Genomic DNA, 1,107 nt, shown 5'->3' with positions numbered 1-1,107 from the left:
ATTTCGAGCGGCATTGCCGCATCGCTGCCGCCTTTGTCCGCATGGCCATGATCCGCATCATGCTGCGGCGCCTCGCCGCAACGCCCTCAATGTGAATCCAAACTTCCCGGATGGGCTCTTAGGGTGCAACGAATCGCAGACAGGATTGAGACGATCGCCGTATCTTATTTCATCGCCGGTCCGGGCTGCCGGAGTGCGGCAGCACGGCTCCGGAGGTGACAATGACGCGCAAGGCGTCCGACTATGATGGTTTGAGTATTCGTCCGCTACTGGCACGACTCGCCGAGGACGCACCTGACGCGCCACAGCCGTTGCAACTCGAGGTCGACCCCGTCACCGGTCTGCTGCGGCAACCGGGGGATAACGTTCCATTCGTCGAGCGCCTTGTCGGCGCGTGGCGCTGCTCACCACGCCGCGCGGACGCACAGCGACGCCCAGGTGACGCAGATCTCAGCGAGCATCCGGGAGTTCGGCTTCACCAACCCGGTGCTGACCGATGGCGCGAACGGCATCATCGCCGGCCACGGCCGCGTGCTGGCGGCGCGCAAGCTGGGTCTGGACGAGATCCCCGTGATCGAGTTGGGACATCTCTCGCCCGCGCAGCGCAAGGCGTACATCCTTGCCGACAACAAGCTGGCGTTGAACGCTGGCTGGGACGAGGACCTGCTGCGGCTGGAACTGGCCGAGCTGCAGGAGTTGGGCTTCGACCTGGATCTGACCGGCTTCGACCCTGACGAGATCGCCGGGTTCCTCGCCGATCCCACCACCGGCCTGACCGACCCCGACGACATCCCGCCGCTGCCGGAGGCGCCGGTCAGCCAGTTGGGCGACGTCTGGCTGCTGGGTCGGCACCGCCTCGCCTGTGGCGACTGCACCGACCCTGCCGTGGTCGGCGCGGCGCTGGGCGGTGTCCTCCCCCACCTGATGGTCACTGACCCGCCCTATGGCGTCGCCTACGACCCCGAGTGGCGGAACCGTGCGGGTGTCAGCACCACCCGGCGCACCGGCAAGGTCGAGAACGACGACCGTGCCGATTGGCGGGAGGCCTGGGCGCTGTTCCCCGGCGATGTCGCCTATGTCTGGCACGGCGCCCTGCACGCCACCACC

General features: G+C 67.4%; 1 protein-coding gene. It reads left to right on the top strand.

The genetic code is table 11. From position 1 onward, the window contains the following. Window positions 1–384: 384 nt before the first annotated feature. A partial coding sequence (locus AAFN86_RS29540) for a ParB N-terminal domain-containing protein (RefSeq protein WP_347547316.1) occupies window positions 385–1,107 on the top strand: 723 nt, incomplete at its 3' end.

The sequence above is a fragment of the Roseomonas sp. CAU 1739 genome (assembly GCF_039839775.1).
Classification (GTDB): Bacteria; Pseudomonadota; Alphaproteobacteria; order Acetobacterales; family Acetobacteraceae; genus Neoroseomonas.
The sequence above is the reverse complement of the archived record's forward strand: the minus strand, read 5'-3'. Positions and strand labels throughout refer to the sequence as shown.